13 protein-coding genes are annotated in these 14,850 nt (G+C 59.9%); 4 read left to right on the plus strand and 9 right to left on the minus strand.

Features of this window, described 5'->3' with window-relative positions:
- Nucleotides 1-15: 15 nt before the first annotated feature.
- Nucleotides 16-927, minus strand: coding sequence for a pseudouridine-5'-phosphate glycosidase (locus AC1ENN_RS12800; protein WP_449647611.1), 912 nt, complete (start codon nt 925-927; stop codon nt 16-18).
- An 85-nt stretch (nt 928-1,012) separates the two neighbouring features.
- A complete protein-coding gene (locus AC1ENN_RS12805; RefSeq protein WP_449647612.1) occupies nt 1,013-2,134 on the minus strand; it encodes an NAD(P)-binding domain-containing protein in 1,122 nt (373 codons plus the stop codon).
- 155 nt (nt 2,135-2,289) lie between these two features.
- On the opposite strand from AC1ENN_RS12805, the gene AC1ENN_RS12810 reads away from it, so the two are divergent.
- Nucleotides 2,290-2,520, plus strand: a complete 231-nt coding sequence (locus AC1ENN_RS12810) for a DUF3073 domain-containing protein (protein ID WP_449647613.1) — start codon at nt 2,290-2,292, stop codon at nt 2,518-2,520.
- Between the two features lie 112 nt (nt 2,521-2,632).
- Here AC1ENN_RS12810 and AC1ENN_RS12815 read toward each other — a convergent pair whose 3' ends face one another.
- The 7 genes from AC1ENN_RS12815 to AC1ENN_RS12845 form a co-directional block, all read right to left on the minus strand.
- The gene (locus AC1ENN_RS12815; RefSeq protein ID WP_480406203.1) at nt 2,633-3,616 is read right to left on the minus strand and encodes an alpha-ketoacid dehydrogenase subunit beta; all 984 of its coding nucleotides are present in this window, start codon (nt 3,614-3,616) and stop codon (nt 2,633-2,635) included.
- The gene (locus AC1ENN_RS12820) at nt 3,613-4,596 is read right to left on the minus strand and encodes a thiamine pyrophosphate-dependent dehydrogenase E1 component subunit alpha (protein WP_480406204.1); all 984 of its coding nucleotides are present in this window, start codon (nt 4,594-4,596) and stop codon (nt 3,613-3,615) included. The genes AC1ENN_RS12815 and AC1ENN_RS12820 overlap by 4 nt, the downstream gene beginning before the upstream one ends.
- A 13-nt stretch (nt 4,597-4,609) precedes the next feature.
- Complete coding sequence (locus tag AC1ENN_RS12825; RefSeq protein ID WP_449647616.1) at nt 4,610-5,671, minus strand: LacI family DNA-binding transcriptional regulator; 1,062 nt, start codon at nt 5,669-5,671, stop codon at nt 4,610-4,612.
- Nucleotides 5,672-5,683: 12 nt separating this feature from the next.
- The gene (locus AC1ENN_RS12830; RefSeq protein WP_009773310.1) at nt 5,684-6,850 is read right to left on the minus strand and encodes a mandelate racemase/muconate lactonizing enzyme family protein; all 1,167 of its coding nucleotides are present in this window, start codon (nt 6,848-6,850) and stop codon (nt 5,684-5,686) included.
- 73 nt (nt 6,851-6,923) lie between these two features.
- Complete coding sequence (locus AC1ENN_RS12835; protein ID WP_480406205.1) at nt 6,924-8,213, minus strand: ABC transporter substrate-binding protein; 1,290 nt, start codon at nt 8,211-8,213, stop codon at nt 6,924-6,926.
- Nucleotides 8,214-8,318: 105 nt separating this feature from the next.
- Nucleotides 8,319-9,137, minus strand: a complete 819-nt coding sequence (locus AC1ENN_RS12840; RefSeq protein ID WP_480406206.1) for a carbohydrate ABC transporter permease — start codon at nt 9,135-9,137, stop codon at nt 8,319-8,321.
- Nucleotides 9,138-9,139: 2 nt separating this feature from the next.
- Nucleotides 9,140-10,033: a carbohydrate ABC transporter permease gene (locus AC1ENN_RS12845; protein ID WP_009773313.1), complete on the minus strand. Its 894-nt coding sequence runs from the start codon at nt 10,031-10,033 to the stop codon at nt 9,140-9,142.
- Nucleotides 10,034-10,131: 98 nt separating this feature from the next.
- Between AC1ENN_RS12845 and AC1ENN_RS12850 the strand changes: the two genes are divergently transcribed.
- From AC1ENN_RS12850 to AC1ENN_RS12860, 3 genes are all read left to right on the plus strand, one after another.
- Nucleotides 10,132-12,594 (plus strand): glucosidase family protein, encoded by a 2,463-nt coding sequence (locus AC1ENN_RS12850; RefSeq protein ID WP_480406207.1) that lies wholly within the window; start codon nt 10,132-10,134, stop codon nt 12,592-12,594.
- 65 nt (nt 12,595-12,659) lie between these two features.
- Nucleotides 12,660-13,709 (plus strand): Gfo/Idh/MocA family protein, encoded by a 1,050-nt coding sequence (locus tag AC1ENN_RS12855; protein ID WP_480406208.1) that lies wholly within the window; start codon nt 12,660-12,662, stop codon nt 13,707-13,709.
- Nucleotides 13,706-14,848 (plus strand): enolase C-terminal domain-like protein, encoded by a 1,143-nt coding sequence (locus AC1ENN_RS12860; protein WP_449647621.1) that lies wholly within the window; start codon nt 13,706-13,708, stop codon nt 14,846-14,848. Before AC1ENN_RS12855 ends, AC1ENN_RS12860 begins: the two co-directional genes overlap by 4 nt.
- The last annotated feature ends 2 nt before the right edge of the window (nt 14,849-14,850 follow it).

Raw genomic sequence — 14,850 nt, forward strand, 5'->3', positions numbered from 1 at the left:
GATTGCTCCCTGCCCCTAGCGGGTCAGCGCCGCGGCAACGAGCCCGCCGAGAGCAACGTTGCCTCGATAGACCTCGACATTGACATCCAGGCTCACGCCGTGGGTATCCCTCTGAATGAAGTCGAGCAAGAACGGTGTCGATGCATTGCCACTAATGCCCTGCTTGTCGGCCTCAGCCCACGCCCGCGCAAGGATGTCGTCAAGTTGCTCTGGCGGCAGTTGCTTGTCGGCGGCAACGGGGTTAGCCAGCAGCACAGACTGCGGCAGCCCGAGTTCGTCGCGTGCCGTGACAATCGCAGCAGCCTCCTCGGGGGTGTCAACCGAGTAGCCGATCGTGAATCCTGAGTCAGTGACGTAGAAGCCCGGATACTTCGTCGTTCCATAGCCGATGACGGGGATGTTGAGGGTCTCGAAGCGTTCGAGCGTTGCGGGGATATCAAGAATTGATTTCACCCCGGCGCTGATGACCAGTATCGGAATCTGGGCCAGTGTCGTCATGTCCGCGGACTCATCGAAAGTCTCGGAGGCTCCGTGATGCACCCCGCCGAGGCCGCCGGTCGAGAACACCTTCACTCCCGCGTGATGGGCGAGAAATGCCGTCGCTGCCACAGTGGTGCCGCCGTGTTTGCCGAGTGCACGCACGACTGGCAGGTCGCGCAGGCTCACTTTGGCAATGTCATCCGAGTTCGACAGAGTCGTGATCTGCTCCGTGCTGAGTCCTACCGTTGGTACGCCGTTATAGACACCAATCGTCGCCGGAGTGACTCCCTGCGCGCGAAGGCTGGCTTCGGCTTCCAACGCGACCTCAAGATTGCGCGGTCGAGGGAGTCCGTGAGTGAAGATCGTGGACTCGAGAGCGACAACAGGACGATTCTCACGAACCGCATCCTGAACTTCTTGGGCGACATGGATGACGGGTTCAGACATAGTCGATCACTTTCTTCACAGATGCTCTTCGCTGATGCACGGATGGAGGCTCGCCTCACTCCCCACCGTAACGAGTCATTGCGTTTTAGCGGCCGTTTTTCATTGCCTGAATTTTGCTGAGCGTAGCGATGACCTGTCTGGCGATCATCCGCCCCGCCCGGTTCGCCCCAATTGTGGATGCTTGAGGTCCGTACCCGGCAAAGAAGACGCGAGGATCTTTCCAGGCAACGCCTTGCCCGACAGAGACCCCGCCCTCTTTCTCGCGAAGCTTGAGGGGCGCGAGGTGACGCAATTCTGGGCGGAATCCTGTCGACCAGATGATGGCATCCGCTTGTTGGAAGGCGCCGTCTTTCCACCGCACCCCGTCTGGCTCGATGCTGGAGAACATGGGGCGCGGGGTCAGCACACCGCGTTCGATACCGGCTTGGATACGACGGGTGCGCGGAACGCCGGTGCCACTAACAATGCTGGGAAGCGCTCGTCCCGCCCGGGCCGCTTCGTCTTGCATCTGTACTGCTTCTTTGCGAGCTTCAAGGTTGAGCCCGCCGTCTTCAAGAAAATCGATGGGGCGGCGACTGACCCACGTCAGGTTCTTGGCAACATTTTCGAGCTCAAGCAAGAAGCCGATTGCCGAGGTTCCCCCTCCAACAACAACAACGCTCTGATCGGTGAACTCTCGGGCGCTCTTGTACTCGCTCGTGTGGAGGTGGCGACCGTCGAATGACTTGAGGCCCGGGTACCAGGGGATGAACGGAGCACCCCACGTGCCGGTCGCGTTCACAACGGTCGTGGTCGTGACCGATTTCGTTTCTTCGCCGTCGAGGACGAAGGTGACTCGCAAGTGCTCGCCCTCGTTTTCGACAGAGATGACGTCAGCGTCGCGAACCACTTGGAAGTCGTAGTGCTTTTCGTATTCGCGGTAATAGTCTGCGACAACCTTTTTTGCTGGCATGTGTTTGTCAGCGGTCTCGAAACTCAAACCCAACTCGTCAAAGCCCGGAAGATCGTTGATGCGGTGGGCCGAACCAATGCGCAATGCTTCCCACCGAAACTGCCACGCACCACCCGTGTTTGGGCCGCGGTCGAGCAACACAAAGTCGTTACCCGGGTCTAGCCCGAGCCGACGCAAGTAGTAGGCAACAGAGAGGCCTGCCTGACCTGCACCGATGACGACGACTGAAGTGTCGGTTTCGAGAGTGGATGTCACGCGCTAACGTTACCCGCCACCGGGCCACCTGTGCATAGACCACGAAGAGATAGGTAACCGTCGTGCTAAACTGTGGGTTAGTTTTCATCCATCCCTGTTCGCTCGTTCGCTGGCCACCGTCAGTGCACCGGGACAGAAGTATGAGGGGGTCTCGCATGGGACGCGGCCGTCAGAAGGCAAAGCACACCAAGGTTGCTCGGGATTTGAAGTACTTCAGCCCAGACACAAACTATGGCGCGCTTGCCCGAGAATTAAGTGGGTCAGAGAGTTCAGCTCCTGTCTCCGAAGATAGTGAAAAGTGGCCTGAGTATTCAGCTGGAGCTTCCTCCAGCGATGAATACGATGTCGAAGATGACGAAGACGACGAGGAAACTCGAAGCGCCTAACAACATCCTTTGCCACACACGAAACTTCACGATAAACGCAGTTTCACCACAAAAGTCGAACGCCTAACCCCTCGAGGGCCGGGCGTTCGACTTTTTGTGCGTGGGCTTTCGGCTAAAACGCCACCAATTCTTTTGCCTTCGCCACAATCGCCTCAACGGAGGGCAACCATGCCTCTTCCAGCACACCGGCATAGGGCACAGGTGAGTCGGGGCTGGAGAGCAGCGACGGCGGAGCATCCAGAAGCGTGAAGTGTTGTGTAGTCATGCGGGAGACCAATGATGCGCCCCAACTGCCGTCTTGCGGGGATTCCTGAACCACCAATAGCCGCGAAGTTTTCGCCAGTGAACGAGCAACCGCGTCATCATCGAACGGAATCAGCGTTCGAGGATCAATAACTTCAGCCGCGATGCCAACCGCGGCGAGCGCCTCGGCCGCCTCGACAGAACGGTGCCGCATCTGCTGGGTCGCAACAATAGTGATGTCCTTACCGGCACGGACGACGGATGCCACCCCCAGCGGAAGAACCGCTGCGTCTCCCGTTGGCACCGAGCCTTTCAGTGAGAAGAGCCCCTTGTGCTCGAAGAAGAGCACCGGGTCGTTGTCGCGAATAGAGCCACGCAACAGTCCGTAAAGGTCTTCTACTGTGGCCGGAACCACGATCTTGAGGCCCGGAACGTTGAGGAACCAGTTCTCGCCAGCCTGAGAATGTTGAGCCGCGAAACCAGTACCGGCACCGTTTGCCATTCTGATGGTCAGCGGCACGGTGACTTGGCCACCCGTCATATAGCGGTGCTTAGCGACCTGATTAACGATCTGGTCGTAGCAAACCCCCGCAAAGTCGGCGAACATGATTTCGGCCACCGGGCGAAGTCCCATGATCGCGGCACCAAGAGCGGCTCCGACAATTGCCTGCTCTGAAATCGGGGTATCGCGCACGCGGCGCGGACCAAACTCTTCGAACAGCCCAGCAGCGGTTTTGAACGCGCCACCGGCCGCACCGATGTCTTCACCGATCATGAACACGTCGGGATCTTCGCGCATCTCGTCAGCAATGGCGCGCGCGATGACTTGGCGATAGTTGAGGGTGTCGCTCATGAGTAGATGTGCTCCATTCCGGCAGAAAGTTCGGGTTCTGGCCAGGTAAGGGCGAGATCGCGGGCAGCTTCGACATCGGCGTGAGCCGTGCGCTCCACTGCGGCAGCAGCATCCGCTCCACCAGTCGCTTCAATGGCGTTTCGCAATTGCACAATGGGGTCGCGCGCGAACCACAACTTCACTTCTTCTTCTGGGCGATACTTTGCGGGGTCGCTTCGCGAGTGTCCGCTGTGGCGATAGGTATCGGCCTCGATTAGTGTCGGGCCTTCGCCGGCACGCGCACGCTCGACGGCGGTCTTGGTTGCCGAGCGCATGGCAATCACGTCGTTGCCATCGACGAAGACGCCGGGCATTCCGTAGGACGCTGCACGATCGCTCAAGCGATCAATGGGGGTCGTTGATGCCACGGTCGAGTATTCGCCGTACTGATTGTTCTCGATCACGAAGATGGCGGGCAGCTTCCAAATGGATGCCAGGTTGAGCGACTCGTGGAATGCGCCAATGTTTGTTGATCCGTCACCGAAGAAGGCGACGCTCACCTCGGAGGTCCCGCGATAGCTCGCTGCCAGCGCTGCGCCCACCGTTGTCGGGAGATGGCCGCCGACGATCGCGTTCGATCCCAGCGCACCAACGGAAACGTCGGCAAGATGCATGGAGCCGCCTTTGCCTCCACACAACCCACCCGCACGCCCCAAAATTTCTCCAAAGGCGCGGTCTAGAGGGGCGCCCATAGCGAGCACGGCTCCGTGGCCGCGATAGGTGCACGTCATGGTGTCGCCTGGGCTCAGCGCACTGCACACACCCACCGTCACCGCTTCCTGCCCCTGGCACAGGTGGGTGCTTCCGCGCACCAAATTCTGACTGAATAGCCCCATGATTTCGTCTTCGAAGAAACGAATCTCATACATGGAACGCAACAGCTCAAGGGCGTCTGCGGGCATCGGATCGGCAAGCGTGGGGCTCACGGAATGATAGGTCATGGGTTTAAACTTTCTACTTCTGTCGCGGCGGACCGCAACTGTCTGTGGTTCGGAATCCTGTGGGCAGATGGGTTTCTGCACCGGCATCGCCAGAAAGTTGAGCAAGCACAAGCTCAGCTGCTGTGCGCCCAATCAAGGCCGGGTCACGCGAAATGGTGCTGATTGCAGGGGTAAGAAACTCTGACAGCGCAACGTCATCGCACGTCACGAGGCTGACATCCGCGGGGATGCTGAGCGAGAGTTCGCGCAGCGCGCGGAGTACCCCCACGAGAATCTGGTTGCTTCCCGCGATGAGAGCGGTAGGAGCATCCGACGCTGTCATGAGTTCTTTAGTGGCGTTGTAGCCGTGCTCAGCGCTGAAGTCACCCATGCGAATCGTTGAGGTGATATTCGGATGCTCGCCAGCAACTCTTGCGAGAGTCTCGGCTCGTTCCCGCGACGGGCGCACTTGCGAGCTGCCATTCACGAGGGCAATGGATTGGTGCCCCAGAGAAATCAGGTGCTCGACAGCAGCACGGATGCCGGTGGCATGGTCGCTGAGCACGGCAGCGGCTGAGGTTGCTGCGATCTCACGGTCAATGAGCGTGATGGGATAGTGCGCCGATTCCAGTGCCTTATTGAGCGCTTCATCAGTCTCATCGCTGACCGAAATCAGCAGCCCATCAATGCGCCGTTGCTCCATCGACCTCAATTGTTCGAGCGCGAGACCAGGTTCGTTGAATGAGTTGGCGACCAGCATCGAATATCCGCGCTGACGAAGCACCCGCTCAGCGCCCATCGCGATCTGTGCCAACAGTGGGTTGCCAATGTCGGCGGCAACGAACCCGATCGTGAAGCTCTCGCCAGTGCGCAGGCTTTGCGCCAACGCGTCCGGCTGAAAACCCAGCTCCTCGATCGCAGCGAGAACGCGTTCGCGCATCTTGTCGCTGACATCAGGATGATCGGAGATCACTCGAGAAACCGACGAGATAGCGACGCCAGCACGCTCAGCCACTTCACGCATACCTGCTCGGCGAAGTGGCGGCGTTGACCGACGCTCGTTAGCGCCTCGCCGGTTTCCAGAGTGATCGTTCATGTTCTTGTCCACCTAGTCTTTCGAGACCCGATACTGGTCGATGTAGTCCCAGTTCAGATCCCAGCCCAGCCCCGGGCGATCGCTCAGGGTCAGGGTGCCGTTGTTGAGTTTTGGCCTGTTAGTGATCATGTTCCACCAGAACGGGTCGCGATCGGGGTGGAAACACTCGGCGATTGTGCCGTGAGGCTGGCTCGCCAGCAAGTGCGTAGACACCTGCGGTTCTTCATGGTGCCCCATTTGCACGTCGTAGGAGGTGGCGATCGCGGCGGTTCGCAACCATGCGGTCGGTCCGCCTGACCACGACGAGTCAAAGTTGCACACGTCGATTGCTCCGGTCTCCATGAGGTCGCGGCATCCGCTTGCACTGAATTCGGTTTGGCCAGCACAGACTGGGACTGAGCCCTGATAGCGCACGTCGCGCATCGACCGTTTATCGTTGTGCCACTCCACGGGCTCTTCGAACCAGCGGATGTTGAGGTCAGCAATCCGACGACTCAGGTCGACAGCGACGGCAGGTTTGTATCCCTGATTGGCGTCGATGCAGATGATGAAGTCATCGCCAGCGGCCTCGCGGGCTGCGGTGATGCGTGCCGCGTCTTCTGCCGCGCTGAGCCCACCAACTTTGAATTTCACGCCGGCGAGGCCGAGCTCCTGATAGTTGTGCATTTCGTCGGCAATGCTTCCGAGGGGTTCGCCGTAGTAACCACCGATGGCGATCATCGGTAGCTCATTGCGATACCCACCCCACAGTTTCCAGAGGGGCATTTTTAGGGCTTTACCTACGGCATCCCAGATGGCGGTGTTTACTGCGGCGAGGGCGACGAGACCGAGCCGGCGGTCACGGAGAATATCGAAGGTCACTTTGTACCCGGAATCCCACAGGCGCTCGATGGCCATTGCATCTTGGCCGATCAGCGTTGGCGCGAGTTCTTCGTGAATGATGCGATCGATGTCAAACATCGTCTCGTGTTCATCCCCGGTATAGGCCTCTCCAATGATCCCCGCATCGGTATGAACCCTGGTCACAATGGTTGCGCGATGAGTCATGTGGTAGTGGCTACCGCGAAACTCTCGGGCAAGCGGTGCGACCATGGGGATCGTCTCGATGCGGGTTATCGTCAGGCCGTGCGCTTGTGGATCCAGCGGATCGCGTTCAGCGTGAACTCGTTGATCATGCATATTCTGTGAACTCCGTTATTCGCCCACCACGCGTGTGGTGAGTGTGATGGCTCGGTCTCGTCGTCAATCGCAGTTAGCCGCGTTGCTGCTTTTCGAGGTTGTCGAGGAAGGCAGCCAGGTCACCCGAGATCATCGTCTGGGTGAGGTTCGTCCAAGAAGCAGACTGCGCAGCACCGTTGAACTGGTTCTGAGCAACATCGACGCCGCCGACGGCATCAACGATGTCGAGAATCTGGCCTGCGCCAGTGCTCCCGGTCACGCCAACAACATCAACGTCGGTGCGGTTCGGAAACTGGCTTGCTTCCTTCAGCAGAATGGTTTGACCCTCAGCGGATGCCATGGTCTCGATGAGCTTCAGAGCAGCCTCGGGATTCGCCGACTTTGCGCTAACTCCGTACATCAAGACCGGGTTGAAGAACTGACCCTGAAGGGTTGTTCCGGCAACCTTGGGTGCGTTGAAGACTCCATAGGCGTCGGTACCGAGTTTGTCGTCCCACACCTTCCAGTTGATCGCGTTTGAAACGAGACCGGGAACCATCGCAACCTTGCCTGCGGCAAAGTCTGCTTCGACATCCGTGAACTTCTTGCCGGCGTAGTCGTCGTTCCAGCAGTCAGCGTTGTAAGAGTCGAGCAGTGGCTGCAGCGATTCCAGGAAGCGGTCGTCGTTGAGGGCGATGTCTCCCGAGCGAACAGCGTTCACGTCGTCGGTGGAGAAGAACTGCGGGGAGAGTGACGACCAGCCCCACCAGAGGATGAACGAGTCGCTTCCCGACATTCCGATCGGGGAGATACCTTCGGCCTTGAAGGCGTCACACGTTGCGAGCATATCGTCCCACGTTGCCGGTGGCGTTTCGGGGTCGAGCCCAACCTGCTCAAAGAGCGCCTTGTTGTAGTACCAAACGACGCCCTGGGCACCAACCGGAACGCCCGCGAATACGGAGTCGTCGGCGACATCCTTGACGGTGGCGGACCATCCACTGAGAAGATCAGCGTCGGCGAATTGGTCTTTGCTGAGGTCGGCTACCGAGCTGAACAGTGACTCAAAGTTGGCACCGGGCAGCATTTCGACAACGTCGCCCAGTTTCCCTGCTCGAGCCTTTGTTGTTGCGGATGCCAAGAACTGATCGAAAGGAACTCGATCCTGTTCTGCCTCGATTCCGTTTTGTTCTGTGAACAGCGCAATGATGTCGTTCATTGCCTTGCCTTGGCCCTGAGTTGTGTCAGCGTCTCCGCTGGTCAGAAGGGTGATGGGGCCGTCGGCCGAACCTGTGCTGTCGCCACCGGCGCAGCCTGCGAGCAGTGCGCCGACACCGATTGCCGCAGCAATCGAGAGCCCACGTCGTTTCGTAAATATCTGTGACACTGGTCTTACCTCCATAGTGTGATTGTGATGTGCTTCCTTGCCCACCTTGGGGTCGTGCGGGGATGGTCTTGCGATCAACCCATGGGGTAGGGGGCGGTCTGAGATTCAGTCCTTGACCGCCCCCGATATGGCCCCTGCTTGCAGCCATCTCTGTCCTACGACAAAGAGCAATAACACCGGGGCAGTGCCCACGAGCATGGCGGCCGCCGTGAGCGGTCCCCCGGTGCGGAACTGTGACGAAAACTGCGCGATCGCAACAGCGACAGTTGGCGTGTCCCCTGAGGGAAGCAACAGCAGAGCAAGTAGCAGCTCACTCCACTGCAAGAAGCACGTGAGGATGAATGCGGTTGCTAGAGCGGGACGAGCCATGGGCAGTGCAATGGAGAAGAATTGCCGGATCGGGCCAGCGCCATCCACATCTCCCGCTTCGAAAACTTCAGACGGCAATTGTGAGAAGAACGAGCGCATGAAGACGGTTGCCCATGCCGAGAACATGACCCCGTAAACGACTCCGAGCCAGACGAGCGAGTCGAGCATCCCCCACACTTGGAGGAGTTCGAACATGGGGATGACGAGGGCTGCAGCAGGCAGGAACATTGCCCCGGTCGTCAATGCAATGGTGAGCCGGCGGCCCATGAATTGATAGCGCGCTAGGGCGAATCCGGTGCAGGCAGCGAGGGCGACCGCGAGTGTTGCTCCGACCCCGACGGTGATCGTGGAGTGCAGGATTGCTTGAGCCATCCCGCCGGTGACCCACACGGTAGTCAGGTTCTCGAAGGTCCAGGTGCCACCGAAGTTGGCCGGTTCACCCACGTATTCCGCGGTGGGCTTGAGTGCTACCCGCACCACCCACAGGATCGGGCCAAGTACGACGACGAGAGCGACGGCGACAATAACGGTCTCGAACCAGTTGTTTTTCTTCATGACTAGTTCCACTCCTCCGTCTTGCGGATGCGTCGCATTCCCGCCTGGATGAGCACAATAAGCGCGATAAACACGAGGCTGACAACGGCGATCGCGGCTCCGCGCCCCAGCGTTGATCCCTGATTGAGCGTGGCGTAGATCGCATAGTCGAGAGTGGTTGATGCCACACCGGGGCCGCCCTGGGTGAGCCCATAGATCCAGGGGAAGAATCCGGTGACCGTGGAGATCGTGAGCAGCAGGATCCAGAAACGAGTGATGGGCCGAAGCGCCGGGCGGTAGATGTGCCAGATCATCTGCCAGCGGTTCACGCCGTCGAGTTGAGCGGCTTCAATGAAGCTTGGGGAGATTGCGGCGAGCCCGGTGGAGTAAAACAGAACTCCACTTCCGAGTGTTGCCCAGCCGATCACGACGACAACGGTAATGAGCACAAAGTTGGGGTCGGTGAACCAGCCGGGAGCAAGAAATCCCAGTCCCGCCGCGCGAAGGCCGGAGTTGACCGGGCCTTCGTCGGCGAGAACGATGCGAAAGACACCACCGACGATGATGGGTGGGAGCATCGCGGGAATGTAAAGGATCGCGCGAATGGTTGAAGCAGCCTTCATCGGAAAGACCGCGATGGCCATCACGAAGGGCACAAGCACCCAAACCACGACGCCGCCAACGAGGAGGAGGTTGTTGAGGAGGATGCGGTAGAAATCTGGCCAGGTTGCCAAGAAGATGAAGTTGTCGAGCCCGACGTTGATGGGCTCGGAGAGGCCGTCATATTGAGTCGTGGAGTAGTAGAGGACAGCGCAGAGGGGCCAGAAGATGAACGCCAAGATGAGCAGCAGTTGGGGCAGGACGAAAGCTTGACCGGGGCTGGTCACTTTCGATCGGGTGCGCGTCTTTGCTGCCATTCGTGGATTTCCTCGGGAGTTCGCAATTGGGCTTTCGTTGAGAGCGTAAGTTGGTTACATTCGTCCTGTCAACGTTTCTGGAAAGGTTACCGGTTTTGATGAACCTCTTCTCGCATCCTCTCGCCACACCGTCGTGGGAGATGGAACAAGCGGCCCCGATGCGGCTCCATACGCGCTCACTGTGGAGCGTCCCGACAGAGCACGAAGAAGGCGCCCCGGCTGAGCGAATCATTCACCAGCGGGCGATTTTTACGAACAAACCAGCGACTTTTAACCGCCTCTCGGTGGCCCAAGCTCCCGGCTATCACAAGTGTGCGAGCGGTCAAGAAATCGATGCTGCCCTCGACGTAGTGGTCTTCACTGCCGACGGCGAAAACGAGTGGCGTGAAGTAGGCCACTTGCGCTCCACCGCCGAAGAGGTTCTCGCGAATGGAGCCAGCCTTGACCTCGGCGGGCTCGAAGCCAGTTCCCTCGTAGCTCAAGTGCGGCGCGCAGCGACCGATGAATGGTGGCCGGGCTGGAACCTTGCCTCCACCGGCATGATTCTCGAGGGTGAAACCAACAACCAGTGGGAACCTGACAACGAAGGCAGCCTCACCGTTGCCGCAATCGACCTCACCGGCCAATCGGCCGGCGTCAGCGCACGAACAACTCAGACCGAAGTGCGATTCACGACAGACCACCTGCAGGTCGGCTTTCGCCTCACCTCCCCCGCCTGGTCGTACCTCGCTCTCGATGCTGATGGCTACGGAAAGACCCACGTCAACCTGCTGCAGATGCCCCGCTCCATGGACATCGTGCGCAGCGGCGTTTATCCCTCGGGCGTCTACCCAGTGCTGCGCGACCAAAACGCCGAATACCTTGCTCAGGGGCCGCGATTCACGGCAATCGGCGGCCTCATGCCGCTCGGTTTTCTGCACACTGATTACGTCGGCACCACCACGGTGAACGGGTCGACCGTGCGTTATGAGTTCGTGAGTGACGCCGCATCTCAGCGTTACGTTCTTGAGTTCACCGTCGAAGCAGACCGCATCCGGATGCACGTCGAACGCACCAGCGACACTGAACGCCGCGCCTGGACCAGCTCTGCTTGGCACGTCGCTACGAACAATCGCGTGACCCCATCGTGCGCGCTCGGCCCGCTCGCCTACCGTGGCGAAACCGGGCTCCTCACGGGCGCGGTCGCTTGGCATTTTCCGCGCCACGGCACCCTCAATATTTCGGCGAGCGACGGTGCCCAGTGGAGAAGCGACTCGGTGCGCCCCCTCGATACCAACACGCTTGAACTCAAGGTGGGCGAGATCGCCACCGACTTTGGCGACTATATTCTCCCGGCCGGTCAGCACACAGCAGACATTGAGTTGGTCGTAGAGACGCCGTCGCTCGCGACGCTGGCCGATGACACTCCTGATGCGATTCGCCGGATGCTCGAACGTCACACCCTCACAGCGTTACCGTTCCGCGGCGACACCGCTACCTACTCGAACAATGGTGCCTCGATGCACTGCACGACATCCTTGGCCGATGTCTCCGTCATCGCCGAGCAATTAGACGAGACCACCTCCCTGCCCGCGATGGAATGGGTTGGCCGCTCCTTGCAGCGTTGGCTTGACGGCGCGCCCAGTTATGGAAGTGGCACCACCTCGCATGGCGACCACCGCCTCGACGACGAGTACGTGCACATGAGCGGCAACACCCTAGGTGCTGCCGCCCGTTTTGCGGCGTGGGAAAAATCTGGCGACTGGTTTGCTCGCAACCGCACCGTGCTCATCCGTGAACTTGAAGGGATGCTCGCCCGGGATGTTGACGGCGATGGCCTAGTCGAGTCAACCCTGCGCATCGGCAATAGTGGCGACCACCAGTGGAGCACTTGCTGGGCAGACGTGCTGTCGTTTGGTTGGAAAGATGCGTGGGCCAACGCTGTCGTCTTCGAAACGTGGACCCTCTGGATCCCCGTGCTCGAAGCACACGGAGAGAACGAGCTTGCGGCACGAATCGCAGAAAGCCGCAGCAAACTTCAGAGCGTGTACTTCGACACCTTCTACAACCCTGAAACCGGAATTATTGCCGGCTGGCGTTCGAAAGATGGCACCCTGCACGACTACGGATTCTCACAACTCAACGGCATGGCCTGCATGACAGAGCTGTTGCCCGTCGATAAGGCTCGTGGCGTGATGGAGTCCCTCGTCGCCGCCTGGGAATCAATCGGGCTCGATGACTTTCGCAACGGCATCCCTCTCAACATCTGGCGCATTCCGGAATACGACATCGGTGGGGTTGTGTTCGGCCTGCCGATGGGCAGCTACCAGCAGGGTGGGTATTCGCACCACGGAGCACGCGTCATTGTCGATGCGCTCGATCGTGTCGGGCTCACCGAGAAGTCGGCCCAAGTGTTGGAAAACCTCGCGACAACAATTGCTGATGACACCTCGTTCGGCGGGCTTGGCTCCGGTAACGACTGGCGAATGAAAGACGGCACGCCAAGCGGTTATGAAGGCCAGCTTGTTGAAGGCTTCAGCGTTCTCGCTTCGGCACTCAGTCGCTATCGCGTCACCAACTAGCGGGCCCACCCGCTAACCTGCTCACCTACTAACCCGTCAACCGGTCAGGCATCCGGAGGAGTTCAATGAAGAAGATCCGCGTCTCAGTAATTGGTGCAGGCTCGTGGGCGGTTGCTGCCCACCTGCCCTCCCTGAAGTCTCGTGACGATGTTGAACTGGTTGGCGTGTGCCGGTCGAATCTGGATGCCGCCGAACGCATCCGAGACACCTTTGGCTTTGAGTTTGCCTCGGCCGACTATCGCGACGTTCTCGCCCCTGGGGTGGATGCCGTTATTGTCGCGTCACCGTCATCGCTGCACCATGAGCATGCTGCCGCCGCGCTGCGGTCTGGCGCGCATGTTTTGTGCGAGAAGCCGATGACGATTGCGTCGGCGGAGGCGTGGGATCTGGTGGAGATTGCCCGTGAGCACGACCGCGAGCTGTTGATCGCGTTTGGTTGGAACTTCATGGCGATGGTCCGCAACGCAAAGGAGATGATCGCCCGGGTGGGCATCGGAACTTTGGAGCATGTCACCGTGCACATGTCATCGAGCACTCGCGAACTACTGAGCGGCACTGGGGCCTATCCCGATTCGGCCCCGGATTCTGTGCCCCAGACCGCGACGTGGACTGATCCCCTCATTTCGGGTGGTGGCTACGGCCAAGCGCAATTGAGTCATGCCCTTGGCCTGACCCTCGCCTTGTTTCCCGACCGCGTTGTTGCGGCATCCGCACAGATGTTTGGTGCCGCGACGACCCCGGTGGAGCTGCACGATGCGGCAGTGCTGACCTTTGAGAGCGGGGCGATTGGAGTACTCTCGGGGGCTTCAGCTCACGCGGGAGCGTGGAAAGATAAGCACGATTTGCAGGTGCGCGCGGTCGGCAGCGAGGGGCAGGCCATGGTTGATGTTCTGCGCGAAGAGGCCTGGATTTATCGGCCAGACAGCGGAGAACATCGCCTCGATCTTTCGCCGGGCGATGGTGCGTATCAGGCAGAAGGTCCAGCCAACGCGCTCATCGAGATAGCCCTCGGGCGCGGAGACAACCCCGCCCCCGGAACGCTTGGCGCCCTCACTGCAGAGGCGCTCGAACTTGTTTACCGAAGTGCCGCCCAGGGCGGGAGCATCGCCCGATGAGCATCCCCACAATTGCGCGCATCGACGCCTACCCCCTGCCGTACCGCGAAACCAACGACCACGACAGCACCCGCTACAGCTGCCTTGTGCGAGTCGAGGATGCCGCTGGCACTGTCGGCTGGGGCGAGGCCGCCACGATCGTGCGCGAGGCTGCAAGCGCGACTGCCGTTCTGGTTCGGGGTTTTGCTGACGCACTCGCGGGCACCCCGGCGAACCCGGAGTCGGCGAGCGCAACAATGACGGCTCATGCGTGGTGGCACGGCGGTGCGGGGATTGCGAGCTTTGCGGTGTCGGCGATTGATATGGCGCTGTGGGATCTGGTCGGCCGTCGTGAGGGAACCAATCTGGCGGTGCTTCTCGGGGCGGTCTCCGATGCGAGCCTCGACACGATCATCACCTGCCATGCCTCTGTGGAAGATCTGGGCGAGATGACTGCTGAGATGGCTGAGTGGGTGGCGCATCGCGGAGCATCCGGAATCAAAATTGCGTTTGGCAAAACGGGAGCCTCACGTTTGGGCGTGGAACTGGAACGCGATATTGCCTTCATGACTGCGCTTCGCGGTGCGCTGGGCGATGACACCCCCGTCATGATCGATGTGGGTCCCCGCGTTGGCTGGAATGTCGAGCAAGCTCAGGCACGCATCGATACCCTCGCCCCGCTTGGTCTCGCGTGGCTTGAGGAACCGCTCGGGGCTCGAAACCCTGAGGGGTACCGTCAGCTTCACGACAATGCCCGCGGCGTGCTCATTGCCTACGGCGAGCGCGAGTGGAATGTCACCGGGGTGCAGGAGATAGTGAGCACAGGAACGGTGGATGTCGTCGGCATGGATCCGGGGCGCATCGATGGCGTGAGTGGTTTTCGAGCTGCGGCCGCGCTGTGTGGCGCTGCCGGGGTCAAGGCGAATGCTCATGCTTTTGCTGGACCTTTGGTCTACGCCTCATCGCTCGCATTGTCATTAGCGAGTGAGGCGTGCTCCGAGTTCGAGCTTGCTCCGACCCGTAACGAACTGTATGACTTTGTTGGTGCGCCAGAACTTCATTCGAGCGTTGGGCGGCTCTCCTCCCTCACCGAACCCGGTTTGGGTATTGCTGTCGATGGGGATCGTGTTCGCGCCGCGAGCGCGGCATCCGGGTTATGACC

The organism is Rhodoglobus sp. G.S.23 (genome assembly GCF_056675935.1).